Origin of the sequence: Nonomuraea sp. NPDC052129, from assembly GCF_040680095.1 — a bacterium.
In the GTDB taxonomy this organism is placed as follows: domain Bacteria; phylum Actinomycetota; class Actinomycetes; order Streptosporangiales; family Streptosporangiaceae; genus Nonomuraea.
In genome coordinates this window covers 69,755-93,058 of sequence record NZ_JBFAVX010000017.1, presented here as the reverse complement: position 1 = coordinate 93,058, position 23,304 = coordinate 69,755, and the positions used below count along the sequence as shown (strand labels likewise).

12 protein-coding genes are annotated in these 23,304 nt (G+C 70.4%); 5 read left to right on the top strand and 7 right to left on the bottom strand.

Annotation, left to right across the window (positions count from 1 at the left end; genetic code table 11):
- Positions 1–61: 61 nt before the first annotated feature.
- Complete coding sequence (locus tag AB0L53_RS32295; protein ID WP_364001895.1) at positions 62–808, top strand: phosphatase PAP2 family protein; 747 nt, start codon at positions 62–64, stop codon at positions 806–808.
- Positions 795–1,475, top strand: a complete 681-nt coding sequence (locus AB0L53_RS32290) for a phosphatase PAP2 family protein (protein ID WP_364001892.1) — start codon at positions 795–797, stop codon at positions 1,473–1,475. The genes AB0L53_RS32295 and AB0L53_RS32290 overlap by 14 nt, the downstream gene beginning before the upstream one ends.
- Positions 1,476–1,482: 7 nt before the next feature.
- On the opposite strand, the gene AB0L53_RS32285 is transcribed toward AB0L53_RS32290, so the two are convergent.
- Entirely contained in the window at positions 1,483–1,971 is a 489-nt protein-coding gene (locus AB0L53_RS32285) for a hypothetical protein (protein ID WP_364001889.1), read from the bottom strand.
- 82 nt (positions 1,972–2,053) lie between these two features.
- On the opposite strand from AB0L53_RS32285, the gene AB0L53_RS32280 reads away from it, so the two are divergent.
- Positions 2,054–3,493 carry an MFS transporter gene (locus AB0L53_RS32280; protein ID WP_364001886.1) on the top strand — a complete coding sequence of 480 codons (1,440 nt, stop codon included), beginning with the start codon at positions 2,054–2,056 and terminating at the stop codon, positions 3,491–3,493.
- Positions 3,494–3,518: 25 nt separating this feature from the next.
- Here the strand turns inward: AB0L53_RS32280 and AB0L53_RS32275 are convergent, their stop codons facing one another.
- Positions 3,519–4,451, bottom strand: coding sequence for a GNAT family N-acetyltransferase (locus tag AB0L53_RS32275; RefSeq protein WP_364001883.1), 933 nt, complete (start codon positions 4,449–4,451; stop codon positions 3,519–3,521).
- A gap of 256 nt (positions 4,452–4,707) precedes the next feature.
- The gene (locus AB0L53_RS32270) at positions 4,708–5,586 is read right to left on the bottom strand and encodes an alpha/beta fold hydrolase (protein ID WP_364001880.1); all 879 of its coding nucleotides are present in this window, start codon (positions 5,584–5,586) and stop codon (positions 4,708–4,710) included.
- Between the two features lie 162 nt (positions 5,587–5,748).
- Here AB0L53_RS32270 and AB0L53_RS32265 point away from each other — a divergent pair, with 162 nt between their 5' ends.
- Positions 5,749–6,915, top strand: a complete 1,167-nt coding sequence (locus AB0L53_RS32265; RefSeq protein ID WP_364001877.1) for an acyl-CoA dehydrogenase family protein — start codon at positions 5,749–5,751, stop codon at positions 6,913–6,915.
- Between the two features lie 14 nt (positions 6,916–6,929).
- Here the strand turns inward: AB0L53_RS32265 and AB0L53_RS32260 are convergent, their stop codons facing one another.
- Positions 6,930–7,202: a winged helix DNA-binding protein gene (locus AB0L53_RS32260; protein WP_364001874.1), complete on the bottom strand. Its 273-nt coding sequence runs from the start codon at positions 7,200–7,202 to the stop codon at positions 6,930–6,932.
- 41 nt (positions 7,203–7,243) lie between these two features.
- Here AB0L53_RS32260 and AB0L53_RS32255 point away from each other — a divergent pair, with 41 nt between their 5' ends.
- Positions 7,244–7,519, top strand: a complete 276-nt coding sequence (locus AB0L53_RS32255; RefSeq protein ID WP_364002236.1) for a DUF4127 family protein — start codon at positions 7,244–7,246, stop codon at positions 7,517–7,519.
- On the opposite strand, the gene AB0L53_RS32250 is transcribed toward AB0L53_RS32255, so the two are convergent.
- The 3 genes from AB0L53_RS32250 to AB0L53_RS32240 form a co-directional block, all read right to left on the bottom strand.
- Positions 7,418–8,749 (bottom strand): M1 family metallopeptidase, encoded by a 1,332-nt coding sequence (locus tag AB0L53_RS32250; protein ID WP_364001871.1) that lies wholly within the window; start codon positions 8,747–8,749, stop codon positions 7,418–7,420. The two genes, AB0L53_RS32255 and AB0L53_RS32250, sit on opposite strands and share 102 nt — an antisense overlap.
- 135 nt (positions 8,750–8,884) lie before the next feature.
- On the bottom strand, positions 8,885–18,478 hold the full coding sequence (locus AB0L53_RS32245) for an amino acid adenylation domain-containing protein (protein ID WP_364001868.1): 9,594 nt from the start codon (positions 18,476–18,478) through the stop codon (positions 8,885–8,887).
- Positions 18,475–23,178 carry an amino acid adenylation domain-containing protein gene (locus AB0L53_RS32240; protein WP_364001864.1) on the bottom strand — a complete coding sequence of 1,568 codons (4,704 nt, stop codon included), beginning with the start codon at positions 23,176–23,178 and terminating at the stop codon, positions 18,475–18,477. The genes AB0L53_RS32245 and AB0L53_RS32240 overlap by 4 nt, the downstream gene beginning before the upstream one ends.
- Between the last annotated feature and the right edge of the window lie 126 nt (positions 23,179–23,304).

Sequence of the window (23,304 nt, the reverse complement as noted above, 5' to 3'; positions counted from 1 at the left end):
GAATCAATGGCCGCTGTCTGGGTAGCCGAGCGCGAATGCCGAACGAGGGAGGATCAGGACAGTGAGCCGCCAATGGGTCAAAGCTCGCGTCGATCCTGACCGCAGTCTGGGACTGCGGCTGACGATCGCCAGCCTCGCAGTGGCGCTCATCATGGTTCCGTTCAGCCTGCTGCTCGTCGTGGCCAAGATGCCGGTCAACGGACTGGACAAGCAGGTCGCCGATGATCTGCACGCGTACGCGATCACCCATCCAGGCGTGACCAGAGTGCTCATCGTGTGGACGGATCTGTTCGGCCCGTGGCCGTGGCGGATCGCGGTCATCGTGTTCGCCGCCTGGCTGTGGCACAAGGGCGCGCGACGGCTGGCCGTCTGGGCGATCGTCACCATCACCGTGGGCGGGCTGCTCGGCCTGGCGCTCAAGATCATCACTGCCCGCGCCAGACCTCACCTGCCAGATCCCGTCGCACTCGCGCCCGGCGACTCCTTCCCGTCGGGCCACGCGGTCAACGTGACGCTCGGCGCGGGAGTGGTCGTCCTGCTCCTCCTGCCCATGCTGCCCCAGTGGGGGCGGCGCGTGACCTGGGCAATCGCCTGCTTCCTGGTGCTGTCGGTCGGTTACACCCGCATCGCGCTCGGCGTCCACTGGGTGAGCGACGTGATCGCCGGGATCATCCTGGGCGTGGCCGTGGTCGCCGCCACCGCGGCGGGATTCGAGACGTGGCGGCGCGAGCAGGGCCGCAGGCCCAACTCTCCGCTGGCCGAAGGAGTGGAACCCGAGTCAGAGAAGGTGACCCATGACCAAAACTGAGCACGCGAAGTATTACGCGCTGACGATCTTATTGCCGATGGTCCTGATGGCCGCGGTGACGTTCGGCGTGGGCAAGCTGATCGTCGCCTGGCCCACCGGTGAGGCAGAGGTGAGCCGGGGCCTGGCCGCCGGACGCACCCCGCTGTGGAACACGCTCACCGACTTCGGCACCAGCCTCTCGGACACTCCTTACATCGTGGCGCTCACCGCGATAGCCGCGATCGTCTTCAGGCTGGTGTACAAGCGCTGGCGGGAATCGATCTTCCTGATCGCGGCCGTCTGGAGCCAGTCGCTCATCTTCCTGGCCACCACCACGCCCGTCGGCCGGCACCGGCCGCCGGTGCAGCACATCGACCCGGCCCCGCCCACCTCCAGCTTCCCGTCGGGGCACGTCAGTGCCGCCGTCGGGTTCTACTGCTCGGTCGCGCTCATCCTGAGCATGCACGTCCGCAACCGGGCGCTTCAGGTGGTGATCTGGGTGCTCGGCATCGCCGCGCCGCTCATCGTCGCCTTCTCCCGCCTGTACCGGGGCATGCACTTCCTCACCGACGTCACCTGGGGCCTGCTGCTCGGCATCGGCTGCGTGGTGATGGCCGCTCGGGCGATCTTGTACCGGCGCGAGAGGCGCTCTGGGCATCAGGTCTCGGAACTCGTCCGACCGGCGTAGCCGGCTCCTACTTGAGCACGTGGCCGACGAGCTTCCCGCCGTTCCCGGCGACGGCCAGGCAGTACGCCGTCCTGTTCCTCGGCCAGTCCTGCTCCAGCGGGATGAGTTGCATGAGGCCGACCTCCTCCCTCCTCGACGCCACGTACCGCAACCTGGGCGCGCAGCCATTCTCGGACAGGCGTCGCATTTCGGCCATGCCCGGCCATGGGCCGTCGGCGATGACGTACATGGCCCCGTACTCCGCCGAGTGCGGCACCGTGCAAGGCACCACGGTCACCATGAAGCTCTCGGGTATGGGCTCGATGCAGTCGCCGGGGCGTAGTTCGGTGGCGTGATACTGCACCCCGGCTACCGGGCTCGCCGCCCCGCTGGAAGATTCGGCGGACGGGGCGGGCTGCGCCGATACGGCTGGAGGCGTCGCTACGGCGGGGGGCGTGGCGCTGCAGCCCAGAAGTGCGGCCAGCAGGCACACGCCCGCGAGTAAGGGACGGGTCATGGACCGGATGATGACAGCTGAAGATCACGCGGCAGTTTCGCGGCACGTTTGCGAGCCGGCCTCGGGGTAGCGAGTTGAATTCATGAGCGACCTGGAGACTGGCACCATCACCACCAAGGTGCCCGCGAGACTCGATCGGCTGCACTGGTCACGCTGGCACTGGATGATCGTCATCGGCCTCGGCACCGTCTGGATCCTGGACGGGCTCGAAGTGACCATCGTGGGCAACCTCTCGGCCCAGCTCGCCAAACCCGGCAGTGGCCTCGACATCACGCAGGCGCAGGTCGCCGGCCTGGCCGCCGCTCTGTATGTCGCGGGCGCCTGCTCGGGGGCGCTGTTCTTCGGCTGGCTGACCGACCGGTTCGGCAGGAAGAAGCTGTTCCTGATCACGCTGGTCGTCTATCTGGTCGCGACCCTGATGACCGCGTTGTCGTTCGACGCGTGGTGGTTCTTCCTGTTCAGGTTCATGACGGGTTTCGGCATAGGCGGCGAGTACGCGGCGATCAACTCGGCCATCGACGAGCTGATCCCGAGCGCCCACCGGGGGCGGATCGACATCATCATCAACGGCAGCTACTGGCTCGGGGCGGCGGGCGGCGCCCTGCTGACCGTGCCGCTGCTGAACGACCTGCCGGTCAACATCGGCTGGCGCGTCGCCTTCGGGCTGGGCGTGGTGCTTGGTCTGGCCATTCTCCTCGTACGGCGGCACGTACCGGAAAGCCCGCGCTGGCTGTTCATCCACGGCCGTGGCCAGGAGGCCGAGGAGATCGTCGACGACATCGAGCGCCAGGTGGGCGGGGACCTGCCGGAGCCGGCGCAGTCGATGACGATTCATCAGCGCAAGTCGATCGGGTTCGTCCGGATCGCGCACACCATGGTGGCGCTCTATCCCAAGCGGACGGTGCTCGGCCTGTCGCTCTTCATCGGCCAGGCGTTCCTGTACAACGCGATCACCTTCGGGTACGCGCAGATCCTGTCCACGTTCTTCAAGATCGACACGCACACCGGCTACTACTTCGCGGTCATCGCGGTCGGCAACTTCCTGGGCCCGCTGCTGCTCGGGCGGCTCTTCGACACGGTCGGCCGGATCCCGATGATCTCCGCCACATACATCGGATCAGGACTGTTGCTGCTCGGCACGGCCTGGCTCTTCAACCAGGAGATGCTCACAGCGGTGACGCTGACGGCCTGCTGGTCGGTGGTGCTGTTCGTGGCCTCTGCGGGAGCCAGTTCGGCGTATCTGACGGTCAGCGAGATCTTCCCGATGGAGACGCGGGCGATGGCCATCGCGTTCTTCTTCGCCATCGGCACGGCGGCTGGAGGCATCGCGGGCCCGCTCGTCTTCGCCCACCTGGTCGAGACGGGTGTACCGGGCGACACGGCACTGGCCTTCTCGATCGGGGCCATCATCATGATCGCGGCGGGTCTGGTGGAGCTCTTCCTGGGCGTCAAGGCCGAACGCAAGGGCCTGGAGGAGATCGCCACTCCCCTGACGGCCGCCGAGGCCGGCCAGGCGGCATGACGACTGGCCATCGGCAGCGGACGGGCTAGGGCCGGAGATCGTTGGAGAGGTTGATCCGGATCTCCGTGTTGCGGTATCCGGCGCGCCCGAACGCGGCCGCCATCGGCGCGTTGCCCACGTCGGTGGTAGCGGTGACGCGTAGCTCTCCGTTGGCTGCGTGGATGCGAGTGATCTCGGCGAGTACTTCGTCCACGTAGCCGCGCCCCCGGAGCTCCGGGACCACCCCCAGATATCCGACGTTCACGTTGTACGGCGTCGCCGAAGGGATCGCCATTCCCGCCACCTCGCCCTCGTGCGTATAGGCCATCCGCCACCACTCCCGCTTGCCCGGCGCCCTGAGATAGAAGTCCAGCTCTTCGCGCGCGGTCGCGTCCACGCCCTTGGCTGCCAGGTTCGCTCGGGTCTGGGCGTCCAGGCTGCCCTCGGCGATTCTCGTGAACACCGTCAGGAACTCCTCATCGGACGCCTCGGCGAACCGCAGCACGCCGGTCGCCGGGGGCACCCCGTCGGCGGGTGTCCACTCGAATTGCAGCCGCTCCACTTCCCGGGTGAGGCCGGCCGCGTGTGCTGCCGCCCGCCGCCATTCCACCGCCATCGAGGTGGCCGGATCGTCGCGCCAGCCGCCGGCCGCCTTGATCGCGTACTGCACCGGCTGTGGGAATCCGGCCAGCGCGGCCCTGATCAGCTCGGCGGCGACAGCGGTGCGGTCACCCACTGCGGGGTCCACGTCGAGGCAGTCGAGCGCGACCGGGTGCGCGCTGTCCCCCGGCCCCCACCACAGTGCCCGTCCCACGACCTGGTGGTCGATCTCGGCGATCCATGTCCATCCCGGCCGGTACATGTTCTCGGCCAGATCTGCGAGGTAACGGTCGGCGGGGATCCAGCCGACGGGCTCGGTCACGCTCCACGCGGTCACGCGGTCGAGGTCGGCGGGGACGGTAGGGCGGTAGGAGACCATCTGAAGAAAGTACCTAACTTTTGTCATCATCTGAGCTAAATGTCCGGTCATCCCTTGAAGCCCGCCCTTGTGCGGCCGGAAGCGCGATGGCGGACCCAGGCCATCCGGCCGTGACGGCGTGACATTGGCAGGAGCGCAGGTGCGGCATGCCTGTAGGCCCCACTCACCTGCCACAAGAGCAGCGACAGCTCACCGGCAACGGCCGCTTCACCGATCGCTGTCTCCTGCGGCGGCTTGGCCCGAGCCGGAACACGCCTCACTCGGCCGTGTGCGCGAGGATGGCGGCGGCCAGTTCCTCGTGCACCTCGGGCGGCAGCGTGTGCCCCATGCCCGCCACGATCATCAGCCGCGCCCCCGGGATCTGTTCGGCGATGATCGCGCTGTGGCCCGGTTTGGCCGGCTCGTGGCTGCCCTCGATGACCAGGGTGGGTGCCTTGACCTGATGGAGTACGCCCACCGGCTCGAAGTCGGGCTTGGCCATGGCGGCCAGCCGATGGTTGGCCACCGCCGACAGGTCGCGGGCCCGGTCGTAGATCCGTTCCTGCAGCCGCCGCGCCGCGTCCTCCTCGAACGGCAACCCGGTGCCGTGCAGCAGCCGCTGCTCGGCGATCATGCCGTCGATCCGCGCGCGCCGGTCCGCCGCTGGCGGCGCGGCCATCAATTTACGGTAGAAGTCCACGAACTCCGGTGCCGGCTCCGGCAGGCTCCCCTCCGGCTGCGGCTGCCCCATCAGAGCCCGCATGATCACCTGGCCCTCGCCGCCGCCCAGAGGGGAGGAGCCGATGACGGTCAGCGACCGCACCCGCTCCGGCCGCTCCACCGCGACGAACTGGCCGAGCAGCCCGCCCGCCGAGTGACAGACCAGATGCGCGCTGGCCAGGCCGTGGTGATCCATCACCCGGTAAACGTCGTTCTTGATGTCATCCCATGTGTACGGGTCCGCCGCGAAGTCGACGGTGCCCGACATGCCGGTGTCGCGGTGGTCGTACCGGATCACCCGGCGGCCCCCAGCGGTCAGCCGGCCGACGAACTCGTCCGGCCACAGGACGCCCTGCGACATCGAACCCATGATCAACAGGATCGGCGCATCCGTCTCGGCGCCGAACTCTTCGCTCCAGATGTTCACGTTTTGCATGCCTCACAGCATGCCGTCGCCGGCTACGGGCGCCTTCCGTAGAACTACTAGTCGCGCCACATCCGTACGGGGAGGAAGAACGGCCGCGGCTCTGGACAATGTGCTGCCGACGTGATCTGACGGAGTAAGAGCGTCAACGATCACGAACAGGAGTACCTGGACATGAGCGACACGCTGCGACTCCACACAGCCGGCCCCACCCTGCTGGAGCGAGCCCGTGACCTGCGCCCACTGATCGAGCGCGAGGCGCCCGCCGCCGAGGCGCAGGGCAGGCTCACCACACCCGTTGTGGATGCCCTCCATGAGGCGGGACTTTTCGGCATATGGGTGCCTACGCCGCTCGGCGGCGCCGAGTCGTCCCCCAGAGAATTGCTCGCCGTCTTCGAGGAACTGTCGTACGCCGACCCCTCGACCGGCTGGGTGGTCATGGCCACCACCCTGGAGAACGGTACGGCCGGCGCCTACCTGGGCGACGAGGCCGTCGCACGGATCTTCACGGGCCCGCGGATGCCGGTCATCGCGGGCCAGGGCACCCGGCCGGGCACCGCCGTACGCGAAGACGGCGGTTTCCGCCTCAGCGGCCAGTGGGGTTTCGCCTCGGGCATGCCGCACGCCCAGTACGCCCACTGCCTGGGCGCCGTCGAGGGCACCGACGAGGCCCGGATCTTCATCACCCCGATCGAAGACGTCAAGATGCTCGGCAACTGGGACGTCCTGGGCCTGCGCGCCACAGGCAGCATCGACTACTCCATCGACGGCGCCTTCGTACCGGAGTCGCAGACCCACGTCTTCACGCACAACGAACCGCTGCGCGGCGGCGCGATCTTCCGGCTCGGCGTCCTCGACCAGGCGCTGATCTGTCACTCCGGCTGGGCGCTCGGTGTCGGCCGCCGGCTGCTCGACGAGCTGAGCCGTCATGCCGGGGCGCGGGCCGGGCGGCCCGGCCAGATCGCCGCGAGCGATGCCTTCCACGCCGACTTCGCCCGCGCCGAGGCGGCGTTCCGTGCGGCCAAGGCCCTGGTGCACGAGACCTGGGACGACACCGAACGCACCCTGGACTCGGGCCGGACCCTCGACGTACGCCAGGAGACCATGGTGCGGCTCGCGCTCAACCACATCACGTCGACGATCGCCGAGGTGGCCCGGTTCGTCTACGCGTCGGGCGGCACCTCGGCGCTGCGGGACGGGTTGATCCAGCGGCTGTTCAGGGACGTCCACGCCGGCACCGCGCACATCACCTCGGGCCCGCAGGTGCTTCAGGAGTGCGGCCGGGAACTGGCCGGCCTGGCACCGGGCCAGTCCTGGATGCTCTTCGCCCTGGAGGGATGAGGGGTAGAGGCCCCTCAGGGTTTGGGATGGGCCAGGTGGGTGAGCAGGGTGATCGCGTCGTCGACGGCGACCGGCTGGAAGAAGTCCGCGTCGACCTGCTCAACAACGGCGATCGCGTGGGGCGCCAGCTCGGCGCCCGCGGCGGTGACGCGGAGTCGCTTGGCGCGGGTGTCGGCCGGGTCGACCTCGCGTTCGGTCAGTCCCTTCGTCTCCAGGGCGCGCAGGGCCTGCGACGTCATTTTCACGTCGGTCCCGGCCTGGCGGGCGAGAGCCAGGCGCAGGGCCATTGGTCGAGACGCTGTGGGCGGAGGGCCTCATCGACGGCCTGGTGGCTTACAGCGGCTGGAACACCGCGGGCAACACGATCGGCTCCGTGGTGGCCGCCGCCGTGGCGACCGTCGTCGGCACCAGGGAGGAGACCCTGGACCGGACGGCCGCCCGGCGTCACCTTTCCCTGGCAGCGCTCGTTCGAGATCGACTTCACGCTGACCCGGCAGGACTCCTAGATGCGGTGCGTGGTCCAGAACGACGACAGGTCGACCGTCGTCGCGGCCTGGGCGGCGGCCTTGAAGTCGGCCACCGTGGAGATGCCGTACCAGTGTGAAGCGGCGTAGTCGTGCAGGAGCGTCTGCATGGCCGTGGTGCCGATCAGGCGGCGCAGGTCGTGCAGGGCGCACTTGCCGTAGGTGTAGACGACCGTGCCGTAGCGGCTGGAGTGGGCGTCCCAGTAGGCCATCGAGTTGCTGATCTTCTCGGCCGACGACTGCCAGGAGACGCTGTTCCAGCAGTTGGTGCCGCTGATGCCCTGGTACAGGTCGGTGGCGTAGTCGGCGAAGGACTCGTCCAGCCACGGGGTGTTGTACTCGTCGTCGCCGACGATGCCGTACCACCACTGGTGGGCCAGCTCATGGGCGAGCGCGGTGGAGCTGACCAGGTCGAGCACGAACCCCGGATACTCCATGCCGCCGAACCAGAAGTTGTTGTCCAGGACGACGTCCACCTCGCCGTAGGGGTAGGCGCCGAAGCGGCCGGCGTGGGCGACGAGCGAGTTCTTGGCGGTGTTCATCATCGAGGTGGCGCTGGCGGCGCTGATGCCGCTGACGCGGTAGACGTTAACGGTGACGCCCGTGGTGGTCGTGCCGGTGGTCTTGGTGAACGCGCCGGCCCCCCAGGCGAACTCGCGGACGTGGCTCGCGGTCGCGGTGGTGATCGTCCGGCCGGAGCCGCCGGGGGTGTCCACGGAGGTGCCGGTCGCCGGGACGAGCAGCGAGCTGGGGTGGTCCAGGGTGACCCGGTAGTCGCTGGCGAGCTGGTAGAAGGACTCGCCGTTGTTGGTGTACGGGTCCAGGTGCCACCCGGCGCCGTCGCGTACGGCCAGGACGGGGAGGGCGTTGCCGATGAAGTTGTACGCGCCGTCGTGGCCGAACCGGTCGGCGCCGCTGGGCACGACGATGCTCAGGTCGAAGCCGACCGAGCCGTTCTGACCCTGGGCCAGTGGCGCGGGGAGGGTGATCTTCAGCGCCGTGCAGGCGACGGTCAGCGAGCCGGCCGTACCGCCGGTGACGTTCGTGACCGTGATCGGGGTGGACGGGCAGCTGCCGTGGTAGTTGTCCCACAGGCGCAGGTAGACCTCGGTGAGGGGGTCGGCCGACAGGTTCGTGAAGCTGACGCTCTCGTGGCCGGTCCAGGTGGTGCCCGAGGCGTTGCTGGTGAGGTTCACGGTGTAGGAGGCCGAGCCCGGTGTACGGGTCGCGTCGACCGCCCAGGCCGGAGCGGGGAGTCCGGCGGCTAACGCGATGGCGATCGTGCAGAATGTCAGCATTCTTCGGATCATGGGCTGGCTCCTTGTGTGACGCTCGGGCCCCCGATCTGCCGACGAAACGTAACTTCCTGCGTCAGGACCGTCAATATCCCGGACGGGAAGCGTTGTGCGCTTCCCGGTACGGCGACGCCGTACCGGGAAACCGGGTCAGGCGACGAGCTGCTTGTCGGCCGCCCGCTGGATCAGGTCCTTGTCGGTGATGACCACCGCGTCGGGGATCGCGTCGGGCAGGTCGTCCTCCAGGAAGCGGACCGGCCGGTAGCGGTAGGCCGCCAGGCCGATCAGCACGGTCACCGCGCCCGCGACGAGGGTGAGCAGGGCGATCCCCCTGCCGTGCGGGGCGCCGGCGATCGGGTCGAAGACCCGCTCGACCAGCGGCCCGGCCAGCAGGAACCCGACCGGGACCATGGCCCAGCTGAGCATCAGGTTCGTGGCGATGACCCGGCCCTGGAGGTCGAGCCCGACCTTCTGCTGCACGATGGCGAACCAGTGCGCGTTCAGCAGCGCGGTGAACAGCCCGATGAAGAACAGCCCGATCGCGGGCAGCGCCGGATGGGGCGCGATCCCGATGACGGCGAAGGAGACGCCCAGGGCCATGAAGCAGCCGAGGATGCCGTACGTGCGGCGGGCCAGGCCCCCGGTCACCGTCATGATCACGCTGCCCACCAGGAGCCCGATGCCGGTCATCGAGAGCGCTATGCCCAGGCCGCGGGTGTCGGTGAGGCTGAGCAGCAGCGGCGTGGACAGGACCTCGACCATGGCGAAGGGGAAGTTCAGGAACGAGGTGAACAGGATGATCGCCAGGAGCCCGTGCCTGCGGGTGATGTAGCGCCAGCCGCCCGTCATCTCCTGCCAGAACGACTCCTCCCGCTTCTTGAACAGCGTGTTCGGGAAGCGGACCGCCAGGGTCACGGTGACCGCGAAGGCGAAGGTGGACAGGTCGATCACGACGATGCCGTGCAGCCCGATGGCGGCCACGAGCGCGCCGCCCAGCAGCGGCGCCAGTACGGTCCCCGCGGCCTGCCCCAGCTGGGCCAGGCCGCTGGCTTTGCCGTAATATCGTTTGGGCACCAGCTGGGCCACGGCCGCCATGTACGCGGGCTGGTGGAAGGCCGTCGACACCGCGCCGACGGCGACGATGAGGTAGACGTGCCAGAGCTGGAGCCCGCCCGTCCACAGCAGGGCGGCCAGCGATGCGGAGGAGACCCCGGCCGCCGAGTCGGCGGTGATCATGACGAGCCGGCGGTTCCAGCGGTCCGCCACCGCTCCGGCGACCGGCGCCAGCACGACGGCGGGCAGCAGCGCCATGACCGAGACGATGGCGAACATCGAGATCGACCGCGTCTGCTGATAGACCCACAGACCCAGGCCAAACGTGGTCAGCCCGGTGCCGATCAGCGACACCAGCTGGCCGAAGGCCACCAGGAAGAACGTCTTCAGGCTGGCCTGTTGGTAGCGGGGCGGCAGCGGCGCCGGTGACCGGTCCCCGGCATCGAGGATCTCGGCCAGCTCGGGCGCCTGGTGCTTCTGGAAGTAGTGCCCGGCCTTGGGGATCACCACCAGCGACACCTCGTCGGAGAAGGACTCCCACTCGCGGAAGCGCTCCTCGTACAGCTCGGTGGCGCGGTCGCTCTCGCCGACCACGCAGACCAGCGGCGCGGACAGCTTCTTGATGGGCGCCTGGTAGAGCTCGGTGTAGTAGTCCTCGCCCTCCTGGGTGTCGTGGAGGAAGACGCCCATGATGAAGTCGCGCTCGGCGGGGTCCAGCGCTTCGGTGAAGAAGCCCATGGCCCGCAGGAACTCCAGCGCCTGCCGCTTGGAGGTCCACCGCTCCATCGGGAAGACCTTGCGGAACCAGGCGAAGGTCTTGCCCGGCAGGCGGGGCGCGGGCAGGTGCCCGCCGATGACCACCTTCTCCAGGGCGACGCCTTCCTCCTCCAGTCTGCGCGCCAGCTCGACGGTGAGCGCGCCGCCCATGCAGTGGCCGTACAGGGCGAGGGGGCCGTCGACCTTCTCCTTGATCTCCTTGACGCAGCCCTCGACGAGCTCGTGGAAGGGCAGCACGGGCTCGCCGGGGTTGCCGGTCTCGTGGCCCGGCGGCTGCAGCGCGAGCATGGTGATGTGCTCGGGCAGCGCCGAGGCCAGCGGCTGGTACGTAATCGCGCCGCCGCCCGCGAACGGCACGCAGACCAGGGTCAGCGAGGCCGCGGATCGTGGCGGCGTCAGTTCATGCAATAACCCGATATTTCGGGATGATCCGTCGAGTGTGGCGAATGTGCGGATGGTGGGGTTCTTGAAGAGGTCCAGCACGGTCGCCTGGATCCCCGAGTCCCGTACGGCGCGTACGGCCTTGAAGGAGTCGCCGCCCAGCGCGAAGAAGTCGTCGTCGATCCCGATCCCCTTCACGCCCAGGATCGCCGTCCAGAGCTCGACCAGCTTGACCTCGGCCGGGGTCCGCGGCGCCGCGCCCTCAGCGCGTACCTGGGCGACCGGCTCGGGCAGGGCCTTGCGGTCCACCTTGCCGTTCGGGGTGAGCGGCAGGGCGTCCAGCAGCACGAACGCCGAGGGGATCATGTAGTCGGGCAGCTTGCGCCGCAGGTATTCGCGCCAGTCGTGCTCGGCGTCGGCGGCCAGGTAGGCGGCGATGCTCTTGTCATCGTCCGAACCACGCACCACCACGGCCCCCTCGCGGACCGCGGGATGCGCCAGCAGCAGCGACTCGATCTCGCCCAGCTCGATCCGGTAGCCGCGCACCTTCACCTGACCGTCGGCCCGGCCGAGGAACTCGATCGAGCCGTCGGCCCGGCGGCGGGCCTGGTCACCGGTCCGGTAGAGCCGGCGCCCGTCGCGCCAGGTGATGAAGCGTTCGGCCGTCAGTTCGGGCTGGCCAAGGTAGTCGCGGGCCAGGCCCGCCCCGCCGATGTAGAGCTCGCCGACCACGCCGGTGGGCACCAACTGCATCGCGGCGTCGAGCAGGTGGATCTGCGTGTTGGCGATCGGGTGGCCGATGGTGATCGGCCCGTCGGTGACCCGGGTGAGGGTGGACCAGATGGTGGTCTCGGTCGGGCCGTACATGTTCCACAGCTCGGCCACCCGGCCACGCAGGTCGGCGGCCAGGTCGGCGGGCAGCGCCTCGCCGCCGCACAGGGCCTTCAGGTCCGGCTTGCCCGCCCAGCCCGACGACAGCAGCAGCCGCCAGGTCGCCGGAGTGGCCTGCATGACCGTCGCGCCGTCCAGCAGGGCGGCCAGTTGTAGCGGATCGTAGGCCGCCTCGCGGCTCGCGATCAGCACATGGCCGCCGACCGTGAGCGGCAGGAACAACTCCAGCACCGAGATGTCGAAGGCGGTCGTCGTGACGGCCAGGAGCGTGTCCTGGCCGGTCAGGCCGGGCTCGCGGCTCATGGAGGTGAGGAAGTTGACCACCGAGGAGTGCTGAACGCGCACGCCCTTGGGCCGCCCGGTGGAGCCGGAGGTGTACAGGACGTAGCAGGGGTTCTCGTGGGTGGCCAGGGCGGGCGGCCGTTCCGGGCTCTCGCCGGAGAAACCCTCATCTGTCAGGATGAGCTCCCCCTGGTAACCGGTGTAACGCCCGGCGAGCTCGCGCTCGGTGACCAGGACGCCGATGCCGGAGTGGTCCAGGATGTAGTCTTGGCGGTCCTGCGGGTACATCGGGTCGAGCGGCACGTACGCGCCGCCCGCCTTCAACACGCCGAGCAGGGTGACCAGCATCGTGGCCGAGCGCTCCATCGCGACACCCACCAGCGTCTCGGGCCCCACCCCCGCCGCGCGCAACCGCCCGGCGACCTGGTTGGCCTGCCCGTCCAGCTCCCGGTACGTAAGCGAGGCGCCCTCGAAGCTGACGGCCACGGCGTCGGGCGTCCGGTCGGCCTGGGCCTCCACCAGCTCGTGGACGCACAGGTCGGGCACCTCGACGTCCTGGCTGTCCAGCTGCTCGGCCAGCTCCTCGCCGGTGAGGAAGTCCAGCTCGGACAGCGTGGTCTCGGGCGCCGCGACGATCGCGGACAGCAGGGCCTCGTAGTGCCGGAGCAGCCGCTGGACGGTGCCGGGGTCATAGAGCGCGGTGTTGTACTCCAGCCTGCACTCCAGCTCGTCGCCCTGCTCATTGACGTAGAGCTCATTGACGTAGAGCACCAGGTCCACCTGGGCGGTGCCGACCTCCACGGCCAGCTCCCCGACGGCCAGCCCGGCCATGTCCAGGTCACTCTTGGGCAGGTTGAGCAGGTTGAACAGCACCTGGAAGAGTGGGTTGCGCGACAGGTCCCTGGGCGGGTTGAGCTCCTCCACCAGCCGTTCGAACGGCACGTCCTGATGGGCGTACGCGCCCAGCGCGTATTCGCGTACCTGCGCCAGGAGGTCGGTGTACCGCAGGCCGCCGTCCATCTGGGCCCGCATGACCAGGGTGTTGATGAAGCAGCCCGCGATGCCTTCGAGCTCGGGGCGGGTGCGCCCGGCCACCGGCGAGCCGACGCAGATGTCCTCCTGGCCGCTGTAGCGGTACAGCAGCGTGTGGAGCGCGGTCAGCAGGGCCATGTAGAGCGTGGCGCCGCGTTCCTGGCTCAGCTTCCGCAGCCCTTGGGCCAGCTCCGCGGGCAGCACGTGGGTGGCGACCGCCCCCTCGAAGGTCTGCATCGGCGGGCGCGGCCGGTCCGTGGGCAGGTCCAGGCTGTGCGGGATGCCGCGCAGCCGCTCCTTCCAGAAGCCGAGGTCGGCGACCTGCTCCCGCTGCCAGCGCGCGTAGTCGCGGTATCTGACCTGCGGTTCGGGAAGGGTCTCACCGTTGTACAGCGCGACCAGCTCGCTCCTCAGCAAGGTGATCGACCAGCCGTCCACGACGATGTGGTGGAAGTTGAGCGACAGAACATGGTGATCCGGGGCAAGCCGCAGCAGCCGGGCGCGGAACAGGGGCCCGTGCGCCAGGTCGAACGGCTCGGTCGCGGCCTCGCTCAGCGCCCGCTCGGCGTCGTCGCAGTCCTCGACCGGCAGCGGCGTCTCCCCCGCGGGCAGCACCACCGGCACCGGCTCGCCGTCCGGGGCGCGGAAGACGGTCCGCAGCGACTCGTGCCGCCGCACCAGCTCGCGCAGGGCTTCGTGCAGCCGCGCCACGTCCAGCTCGCCCCGCAGGTCCAGCGCCGTGGCCACGGCGTAGGCGGCCGAGCCGTGCACCTGGTCGATGAACCACATGCGCCGCTGGATGAACGAGACGGGCGCGGGCTCCTCGCCTACCGGGATCACCTCACGGAGGCCCGCCGAGACGGCGACCGGCGTCACCTCAGGTTGGCCCGCCGAGGCAAGGACCTTTCGGTGGTCCGCCGAGGCGACGGCCGGGATCGCTTCGCGGGAGGCCGCCGAGGCGACGAGCGCCCGCTGGCCGCCCAGCGTGGGGTGGTCGAAGACCGCCTCGATGGACAGGCCGAGGCGCGAGGCGAGCTGGGTGGCCACGAGGGAATCACCGCCCAGGTCGAAGAAGTCGTCCTGGGGGCCGGTGGGCGCGATGCCGAGCACGTCCCGCCAGACGGCGGCGACCACGTCGAGCTCCTGGACCGCCTCCGCCACCGGCGCGGCCGCGACCTCGAAGCGCCGGGTACGCGGCCCGATCCAGTAGCGGCGCCGCTCGAACGGATACGTGGGCAGCGGCACCCGCCTGCCCGGTGGGCCGAACGCCGTCCAGTCGACGTCGGCGCCGTGCACCCACAGCCGCCCGACGGCCTCCAGCAGGGCGGTCCGCCCGCTTTCCGGCTCGGCGAGGGCGGAGGAGAGGGTGGCGACCGTCGTCTGGCCGCCCTGTCGGCGTACCAGGGTGGTCAGGGTACGGCCCGGCCCCGCCTCCACCACCGCGGCGTCGGCCGCCACGAGGGCGCGGGCGCAGTCGGCGAACCGCACGGTCTCCCGCAGATGGCGCACCCAGTAGGCGGGGTCCTTGGTCTCTGCGCCGGAGGCCCAGCCGCCGGTGACGTTGGAGAGGTACGGCAGCTCGGGCGTGCCCAGCTGCACCGAGGCGACCTCGGTGGCGAAGGCGTCGAGCACCGGGTCCAGCATGGCGGAGTGGAAGGCGTGGGAGGTGCGCAGCGTGCGGCCGGCGACACTCTGCCGTTCCAGCCGCCGCGCCACCTCCGCGATGGCCTCCTCCGGCCCGGCCAGGACACACATTTCGGGGGTGTTGACCGCCGCCAGTGAGACGTCCGCGCCGAGCAGGTCACCCAGCTCGGACTCGGGCAGCGGCACGGCCAGCATCGAGCCGGGGGGCAGGCTCTGCACCAGGCGACCGCGCGCGGCGACCAGGCGCAGGGCGTCCTCCAGGGTGAAGACCCCGGCCAGGCAGGCGGCGACGTACTCGCCGATGCTGTGCCCGGCCATCATCGCCGGGCGGACACCGCGCTCGATCAGCGCGCGGGCGAAGGCGTACTCCGTGACGAAGAGCGCGGGCTGGGTGAGCCAGGTCTGGTCGAGGTCGCCGACCTCGCCGTACAGGACTTCGCGCAGGTCGAGGCCGAGGTACGGCTCAAGGATGCCGGAGCAGGCATCGACGGTGGCGCGGAAGACACTCTCCGATTGGTACAGGCCCGCGCCCATCCCCCGGCGCTGTGCGCCCTGGCCGGGAAAGACGAAGGCGACCTCGCGGGGGCGTGACTCGCCCGTGACGAGCTCGGCGTCCAGCGCCGACTCGTGGTCCTCGGCGACCAGGATGCCGCGGTGCCGCAGCTGACGGCGGCCGTGCCGGAGCGTGGCGGCGACGTCGCCCAGATCCGTGTCCGGACGCGCGCGCAGGTGGGCGCGGAGCCGCGTGGCCGCCTCCCCCAGCGCCGAGTCACTGGCCGCCGACAGGATGAGCAGGTTCGGGCCGGTCGCCGACGGGGCGAGGGGCTCCAGCGGGGCGAGGGACTGTGCGGCGGGGAGCTGTGCGGGTGCGGGTGCTTCCTCCAGCACGACGTGGGCGTTGGTGCCGCCCATCCCGAAGGCGCTGACGCCCGCCCTGCGCGGCCCCGGCTCCTGCGGCCACTCCGCGCTGGCGGTGGGCACGTAGAACGGGCTGAAGTCGATGCGCGGATTGGGCGTCGCGAAGTTGACCGTGGGCGGCAGCGTGCGGTGCTTGAGCGCCAGTACGGTCTTGATCAGCCCGGCCATCCCGGCGGCGGCGTCGGCGTGGCCGATGTTGGACTTGATCGAGCCCAGGGCGATCCGCCGATCGCCGGTGAAGACCTGGGAGAGCGCCGCGACCTCGATGGGGTCGCCGAGCGCGGTGCCGGTGCCGTGCGCCTCGATGTAGCCGATCGTGCCGGGGTCGACGCCGGCCGAGGCGAGCGCCGCGGTGATGACCTCGGCCTGGCCGTCCACGGCCGGCGCGGTGTAGCCGACCTTCCTGGTGCCGTCGTTGTTGACCGCGGAGCCGCGTACGACGGCGTGGATGGTGTCGCCCGCGGCGATGGCGTCTTCCAGCCGCTTGAGCACGATCACGCCCACGCCACTGGCGCCGATCGTGCCCCGGGCCTCGGCGTCGAAGGGACGGCAGTGGCCGTCCGGCGACCCGATCCCGCCGCTCTGGTAGACGTAGCCGCGCCGGGTCCAGGCGTTGACCCGCACCGCCCCGGCCAGCGCGATGTCGCAGTCCCCCGCGATCAGGCTCTGCCTGGCCAGGTGGAGCGCGACCAGCGAGGTGGAGCAGGCGGTGTTGACGCTGATGCTCGGCCCGCGCAGGTCGAGCTTGTAGGAGGTCCGGGTGGGCAGCGAGTCCTTGTCGTTGCCGAGCATGACCTGGTAGTCGCCGACCGCTTTGAGCACGTCCGGCGCGGCCAGCAGGTTCTCGATGAGATAGCTGCTCATCGCCGAGCCGGCGAAGACGCCGATCTGCCCCGGGTGGCGGGCGGGGTCGCAGCCCGCGTCCTCCAGCGCTTCCCAGGCACTCTCCAGGAACAGCCGCTGCTGCGGGTCGAGGATCTCGGCCTCGCGTGGGGTGAACTCGAACAGCGTGGCGTCGAACAGGTCGATACCGTCCAGCACCGTACCCGACCTGACGTAGGCGGGGTCCGAAAGCCGGTCGGGGTCCTCGCCGTCGGCGAGCAGTTCCTCGTCGGTGAAGTCCTGGACGGCTTCCACGCCGTCGCGGATCGCCGCCCATAACTCCTCGGGCCCCGTGGCGCCGGGGAAACGGCAGGCCATGCCGACGATGGCGAGCGCGCCGTCGGCGGCGGGCGCGGTGGTCGAGACCGCCGCCGGGGCCGGGCCGTCGTCGCTCAGGTAGGCCGTCAGTGAGGCGATCGTCGGGTACCTGAACAGGTCGGTGACCGTCAGGCTGAACCGCTTGCGCAGTCGCTCGTGCACTTCGAGGACCAGCAGCGAATGGCCGCCCACCTCGAAGAAGTTGGTGTCGGGGCCGAAGGCGTCGGTGCCCAGCGCCTCGCGCCAGGCCCGGGTGACGAGCTGGGAGATCTCGCGGCGCGGCAGCTCCCTCGGCCTCTCCTCCCCGCTCATCGCCCCGTCCAGCACTTGCTGGAGGTCGGCGACCAGGCCGCGGATCGTGCCGGCGTGGAACAGGTCCGTGTTGTACTCCACGAGCCCGTCCAGCGTCTCGCGGACGCCCACGGTCAGGTCGAACTTGGCCGTGTGCTCGGGGATCTCGACGGAGGTGACCGTCAGGCCGGCCAGGTCCAGCGCCGCCGTGGCCTCGGGCAGCATGTTGAACATCGTCTGGAACACCGGGGTACGGTCCAGGCGGCGCTCCGGATTGAGCTCCTCCACCAGCCGCTCGAACGGCATCCCCTGGTGGTCGTGGGCGTCGAGCACCGCCTCCTTGACCCGCTCGACCACCTCGGCGAACGACGGCTCGCCCGACAGGTCGGCGCGGATGGCCAGGGTGTTGGTGAAGAACCCGATCAGGCCCTCGTACTCGATCCGGTCCCGGTTGGCGATGGGCGTGCCCACCACCAGGTCCAGCCGGCCGGAGCGGCGCGAGAGCACCACCAGGTAGGCGGCGAACAGCACCATGTACGGCGTGGCGCCCAGGCCGCGGCAGTAGGCCGCGAACTCCTCGCGCGGAAGGTCGAGGGAGAAGGGCAGCTCGGCGCCCGCGTACGTCTGGACGGCCGGCCGCGGCAGGTCCGTCCGTAACTCGGTGAACGGCGGCGCACCCGCCAGCCGCTCGCGCCAGTAGGCCAGATCCCCGCTGTAGTCCTTCTCCCGCTGCCAGATCGCGTAGTCGGGGTACTGCCGCGACAGCGCCGGCGGCTCCTGGCCGTTGTAGAGCGCGCTCAGCTCCCGGCGCAGCACGTCCAGCGACCACGCGTCGGCGACGATGTGGTGCAGCAACAGGTGCAGGACGTGCCGCTCCGCGCCCTCGCGCACCAGGTGGGCGCGGATGAGCGGGCCGGTGGTCAGGTCCATCGGCGTGCTGTCTTCGACGTCCGCCAGGTCGACCGTGAGGGAGTCGGCCACGATCTGGTACGGGCCGTCCTCGTCCATGGCGAACGTGGTGCGCAGGCTCTCGTGCCTGGCCACCAGGGCGTTCAGCGCGCGGTGCAGCGCTTCGCGGTCGAGCGGGCCCTCGACGCGGAAGGCGAGCGGGATGAGATAGTGCGCGGCGCCGGGCGCCATCTTGTCCAGATACCAGGCGCGCAGCTGGGTGAAGGACATCGGCAGCCGGTCGGGCCTGGGCCGTTCGGTCTGTTGCTGCTGCTTCTTCTTGCGTAACGCTTCCAGGAGCTGGCGCTGCTGGGCTGACAGGCTCATTGATTACCTTCCATCGAGCGCAGCAGGGCCTCGGCCTCTTCGTCCGAATACGCGGCGACCATCAGATAGAGCTCCGCGGCCGCCTCCACGTCCGGCGACGTGAGCTGCGCCCCCAGCTCGGCGACGGTCGGGTGGGCGAAGAGCGTCCGCAGCGGCACCTGCACTTCCAGCGCCTCGCGCACCCGGGAGGCGATCTGGGTGGCGTTGAGCGAATTGCCGCCCAGCTCGAACAGGTTGTCGTGCCGCCCGACCTGCCCGCCCAGCACCTCCTGCCAGATGGCGGCGATGGCCTGCTCCACCGGGGTGGCCGGGGCCGTGACGACCCGCGCGCTGCGGCCCGGCTCCGGCAGGGCCTGCCGGTCCACCTTGCCCGCGGGACTCACCGGCAAGGAGTCGAGTGTGACGAATGTGCTCGGCACCATGTACTCGGGCAGCCGTTCGGCCAGGTAAGGGCGTAGCTCGGGGCTGCCGTCGGCGACCACGTAGGCCACCAGGGCGCTGTCCCGGACCATGACGAACGCCTCACGGATGGCGGGGTGCCCGGCCAGCACCGCGGCGATCTCGCCGGGCTCGACCCGGTAACCGCGGATCTTGACCTGGTCGTCCGCGCGCCCCAGGAACTCGATCTCGCCCGCCTCGTCGCGACGGGCCAGGTCCCCGGTCCGATAGAGCCGGCGCCCGTCCCGCCAGGTGATGAACCGCTCCTGGGTCAGCTCGGGCTGGTTGTAGTAGCCCCTGGCCAGGCAGGCGCCGCCGAGGTGCAGCTCACCGGGGACGCCGTCGGGCGCCTCGTGACCCAGGCGGTTCAGGATCGGTGTCTGGATGCCGGTGACCGGCCTGCCGATGGGCGGCAGCCGCGGCCAGCTCTCCGGCGGGCCGGTGAGCGTGTGGGCGATGTCGATGATCGCGCCCTCGGTGGGGCCGTACTGGTTGTGCAGCGTCATCCACGGCCTGATGAACCGTTCTAGTTGCGGGGTGACCTGGAGCTGCTCGCCGGCGGTGATCACCTCGCGCAGCGTGGCGGGCGGCTCGATCCCGGCGCCGGCCAGCGACTGCAGCGCCACGAAGGGCAGGAAGATCCGCTCCACTCGGGTCCTGGCTATGTGGTCGAGCAGGGCGGCCGGGTCGCGCCGCACCTCGTCGCTGACCATGACCAGCGTCCCGCCGTACGCCCAGGTGCTGAAGATCTCCTGCACCGAGACGTCGAAGCCGAGCGCGGTGAACTGCAGGCTCCGGTAGGTACCGCTGTGCCAGGCCATGAGGTTGGCGACGGGGCGGTGCGGCATCGCCACGCCCTTGGGCTGACCGGTCGAGCCCGAGGTGAACAGGATGTAGGCCAGGTCGTCGGGCGTGACGCCGCTGTCCGGCCGGTGCTCGGGCTGGCCGTCGAGGTCGGTGTCGACGTGGACGGGCCGCTCGTGCGGCAGTGCGCCGGCCAGCGCCTGGTGCGTCACCAGGACCGGGGTGTCGACCCGGCCGAGCACCTGGGTGAGGCGTCCCTCGGGGTAGGAGGGGTCGAGCGGTACGTACGCGCCGCCGGACTTCAGGATGCCGAGGATCGCCACGGGCAGGTCGAGCGAGCGCCGTACGTGCAGGGCGACCGGCACCTCCGGGCCCACCCCCATCCCGCGCAGCAGGTGGGCCAGCTGGTTGGCCCGCCGATCGAGCTCGGCGTAGGTGAGGGCGGCGCCGTCGAACTCGACGGCGACCGCGTCGGGCGTCCTGTCCGCCTGCTGTTCGAAGAGCCGGTGCAGGCACTGGTCGGGACCGCGACCGGCGAGCTCGTGCTCCCGGGCGAGCAGCGTGGAGATCGGCGCGGCCGGGTCGGCCGCCACTTGCTCCAGGACCCGCAGGTAATGTCCCAGCAGACGCTCCGCGGTGGCGCGCTCGAACAGGTCGGCGGCGAACTCCAGGCTCATCTCCCGCCCTTCGGCGTAGAGCACCAGGTCGGCCTTGGCGCCGCCGTTCTCCACCTCCTCGAGCATCCGGAAGGTCACTCCGTCGCCCCGCTTGACGTCCGGCGGCTCCTGCATCGCGAACATCACGTCGAAGGGCGGCCGGCCGTCGGGGCAGAGCTCCCGGACGATGTCCTCAAGCGGCACATCCGTGGGCGTGGCCAGGACCGTCGCCCGCACCTGTGCCAGCAGGCGCTCGAAGGAGGGGTCGTCCGACAGGCCGGTCCTGATCGGCAACGTCTCCACGAAAAAGCCGATCACGGAGTGCGCGCCCGGCGCCTCCCTGCCGGAGAACGGCACGCCCGTCACGATGTCGTCCTGGCCGCTGTAGCGGTACAGCAACGCCTGGAAGGCCGCGAACAGCACCATGAACGGGCTGGCCCCGGCGCTCCTGCCGAGCGACTCCACCTCGGCGAGCAGCCCGTCCGGCAGCGTGGCCCGGACCCGGCCGCCGGGCCGGAGCGGCCCCGTCGATCCCGGGCGATCGGCGGGCAGCCCCAGCCGCTCGGGCGCCGACTCCAGGACCTTCCGCCAGTACGGCAGGCCGTCGAGACCCTGCCTGCGCCCGTACGGCGCGATCGGCGCGGGCAGGCTCTCCCCCGTGTAGAGGCGGGCCAGCTCGTCCAGGAGGACCCCGGCCGACCAGCCGTCGAAGGCGATGTGGTGCACGGTCACCAGCAGCCGGTGCCGGTCATCGGCGAGCCGGAGCAGCAGCGCCCGCAGCACGGGACCGTTGCGCAGGTCGAAGGGGTCGCGGGCGGCGTGCTGGGCCAGCGCCTTCGCGCCACGCGGGGTGGCGTCCATGACCTTCATCGTGATGAGCGCGTCGGCCGGCTCGACGACGATGGGCACCGGCTCGCTGTCGCGCTCTTCGTAACGGGTGCGCAGGGATGGGTGCCGGCGCACGATCTCGTTGATCGCGTTCTGCAGGCGGCCGGTGTCGAGGGGGCCGTCCAGGGCGTACAGGATGGGCACGTTGTACTGCGCGCCGGGCGCCACCTGGTCGATGTACCAGAGCCGGCGCTGTGCGGGCGTGAGCCCGCCCTCGGCGGCGGTCACCGACGTCATCCGCGGGAGGTCGTCGATCGCGCGGGCCAGCGCGGCGAGCGTGGGATGTTCGAAGAGCATCCGGGGCTCGACCGGCTTGTTCAGCCTGCCGCAGGCGCGGGCGGCGATGCGCATCGCCAGCAGCGACTGGCCGCCCAGCGCCAGGAAGTCGTCGTCGGCACCGATCGGCCCGGCGTCGAGGACGTCCTGCCAGAGCTCGGCGAGCAGCTGTTCGGTGGCGGTGCTGGGCGGCGTGATGGAGCGGGGCTCGCGGACGGGGTCGGGCAGCGCGGCGCGATCCACCTTGCCGTTATGGGTCAGTGGAAGCTCGTCCAGGAAGACCCAGGCGGTGGGGATCATGTAGTCGGGCAGGTACCTGCGCAGGTGGGCGCGCGCCTCCTGCTCGCTCGCCGTGCCCACGAGATAGGCGACCAGTTCGTGGCCGCGGACGGCGGTGGTGGCGGCCCGGACCCCTTGGTGCCGGCCGAGCACGGTCTCGATCTCGCCGAGCTCCACCCGGTTGCCGCGGATCTTGACCTGGTCGTCCGCGCGGCCCAGGAACTCGATCCGGCCGGCCTGGTCACGGCGGGCCAGGTCTCCGGTGCGGTAGAGGAGCCGTCCGTCCTGGTCGTGGACGAAGCGCTCGGCCGTGAGGTCGGGCCGGTCGAGGTAGCCCAGGCCGACGCAGACGCCGCCGAGGTAGATCTCGCCCTCCTCGACCGCCCGCATCGCCTCGTCCAGCAGATGGACGGTGACGCCGGGCAGCGGTGAGCCGAGCGCGGGCGGGCGGGTCTGGCCGTCGGCGACCGGCACCTCGCCGGCGATCGCGTTGACGGCGCACTCCGCCGGGCCGTAGAGGTTGATCAGCCGGAAGGGCAGCTCGGGTCTCGGATACGTGGTGAGCCGGTCGCCGCCGGTGCTCAGCGTCGCCAGCGTGGTCTTCTCCGGCCAGGACAGGCCGAGCAGCCCTTCAGCGATGGGCGTGGGCGCGTAGCAGGTGGTCAGCTCCTGATCCACGATCCAGTCGCGTAACGCGGGCAGGGAGAGCCTGGTCCGCTCGCTGGGGATGACCATCGTGGTGCCTGCGGTCAGGTACGTCCAGATCTCCCAGACCGACGGGTCGAAGTTGGGGCTGGTGAGCAGCGGGGCCCGGCCGCCGGTCCCGAAGGTCTCGTGCGACCAGCTGATCAGGTTGGCCAGCGCGCGGTGCGGGACGAGCACGCCCTTGGGAGTCCCCGTGGAGCCGGAGGTGTGGATGACGTAGGCGAGATCGCCGGGCTTGACGTCCGGCAGGGGTGAGGCGTCCGCCACGTCGGACGTGTCGATCACCGGGATGCCGTCGGGGACCAGAGCTCTCCACTCCGGCGCCGTGACCACGGCCGCGGCTCCCGCCAGCATGGCGCGGATCCGCTCGGCGGGCGTGGCGGGGTCGATCGGCGCGAAGGCGAGGCCCGCCTTCATCGCACCGAGCTGGCCCGCGACCAGCCGGATCGAGCGGCTCGCGAGCACGGCCACCCAGGGCTGCCCGGTCATCGTGAGACGAAGCAGCCGAGCGGCGATGCCGTTCGCGAGGCGATCTAACTCTCGGTAGGTGAGATGTTCTTGACCGGCCGAAACAGCGACCCTTTCTGGGGCCCTGGACAGCTGGTCCTGATAAAGCTGCAGAACAGATGCTAAGGATGATGCATCTGACGTCATTGTCGCGCCTGCCGATTGTTGAGTTTTGCGAGTTTCTGGGCACGCCGCGGATCAGGATGACCTGGTCGCCAGATTCGTGTCAACCCTAATTGGATCATGCAGCTGAGGAGCGGTGGAGACCGGGGC

What these genes read in the sequence shown, in the direction of transcription:
- AB0L53_RS32290 (WP_364001892.1), top strand. Translation starts at nt 795, where the DNA reads ATGACCAAAACTGAGCACGCGAAGTATTACGCGCTGACGATCTTATTG.
- AB0L53_RS32285 (WP_364001889.1), bottom strand. Translation starts at nt 1,971, where the DNA reads ATGACCCGTCCCTTACTCGCGGGCGTGTGCCTGCTGGCCGCACTTCTG.
- AB0L53_RS32280 (WP_364001886.1), top strand. Translation starts at nt 2,054, where the DNA reads ATGAGCGACCTGGAGACTGGCACCATCACCACCAAGGTGCCCGCGAGA.
- AB0L53_RS32275 (WP_364001883.1), bottom strand. Translation starts at nt 4,451, where the DNA reads ATGGTCTCCTACCGCCCTACCGTCCCCGCCGACCTCGACCGCGTGACC.
- AB0L53_RS32270 (WP_364001880.1), bottom strand. Translation starts at nt 5,586, where the DNA reads ATGCAAAACGTGAACATCTGGAGCGAAGAGTTCGGCGCCGAGACGGAT.
- AB0L53_RS32265 (WP_364001877.1), top strand. Translation starts at nt 5,749, where the DNA reads ATGAGCGACACGCTGCGACTCCACACAGCCGGCCCCACCCTGCTGGAG.
- AB0L53_RS32260 (WP_364001874.1), bottom strand. Translation starts at nt 7,202, where the DNA reads ATGGCCCTGCGCCTGGCTCTCGCCCGCCAGGCCGGGACCGACGTGAAA.
- AB0L53_RS32250 (WP_364001871.1), bottom strand. Translation starts at nt 8,749, where the DNA reads ATGATCCGAAGAATGCTGACATTCTGCACGATCGCCATCGCGTTAGCC.
- AB0L53_RS32245 (WP_364001868.1), bottom strand. Translation starts at nt 18,478, where the DNA reads ATGAGCCTGTCAGCCCAGCAGCGCCAGCTCCTGGAAGCGTTACGCAAG.
- AB0L53_RS32240 (WP_364001864.1), bottom strand. Translation starts at nt 23,178, where the DNA reads ATGACGTCAGATGCATCATCCTTAGCATCTGTTCTGCAGCTTTATCAG.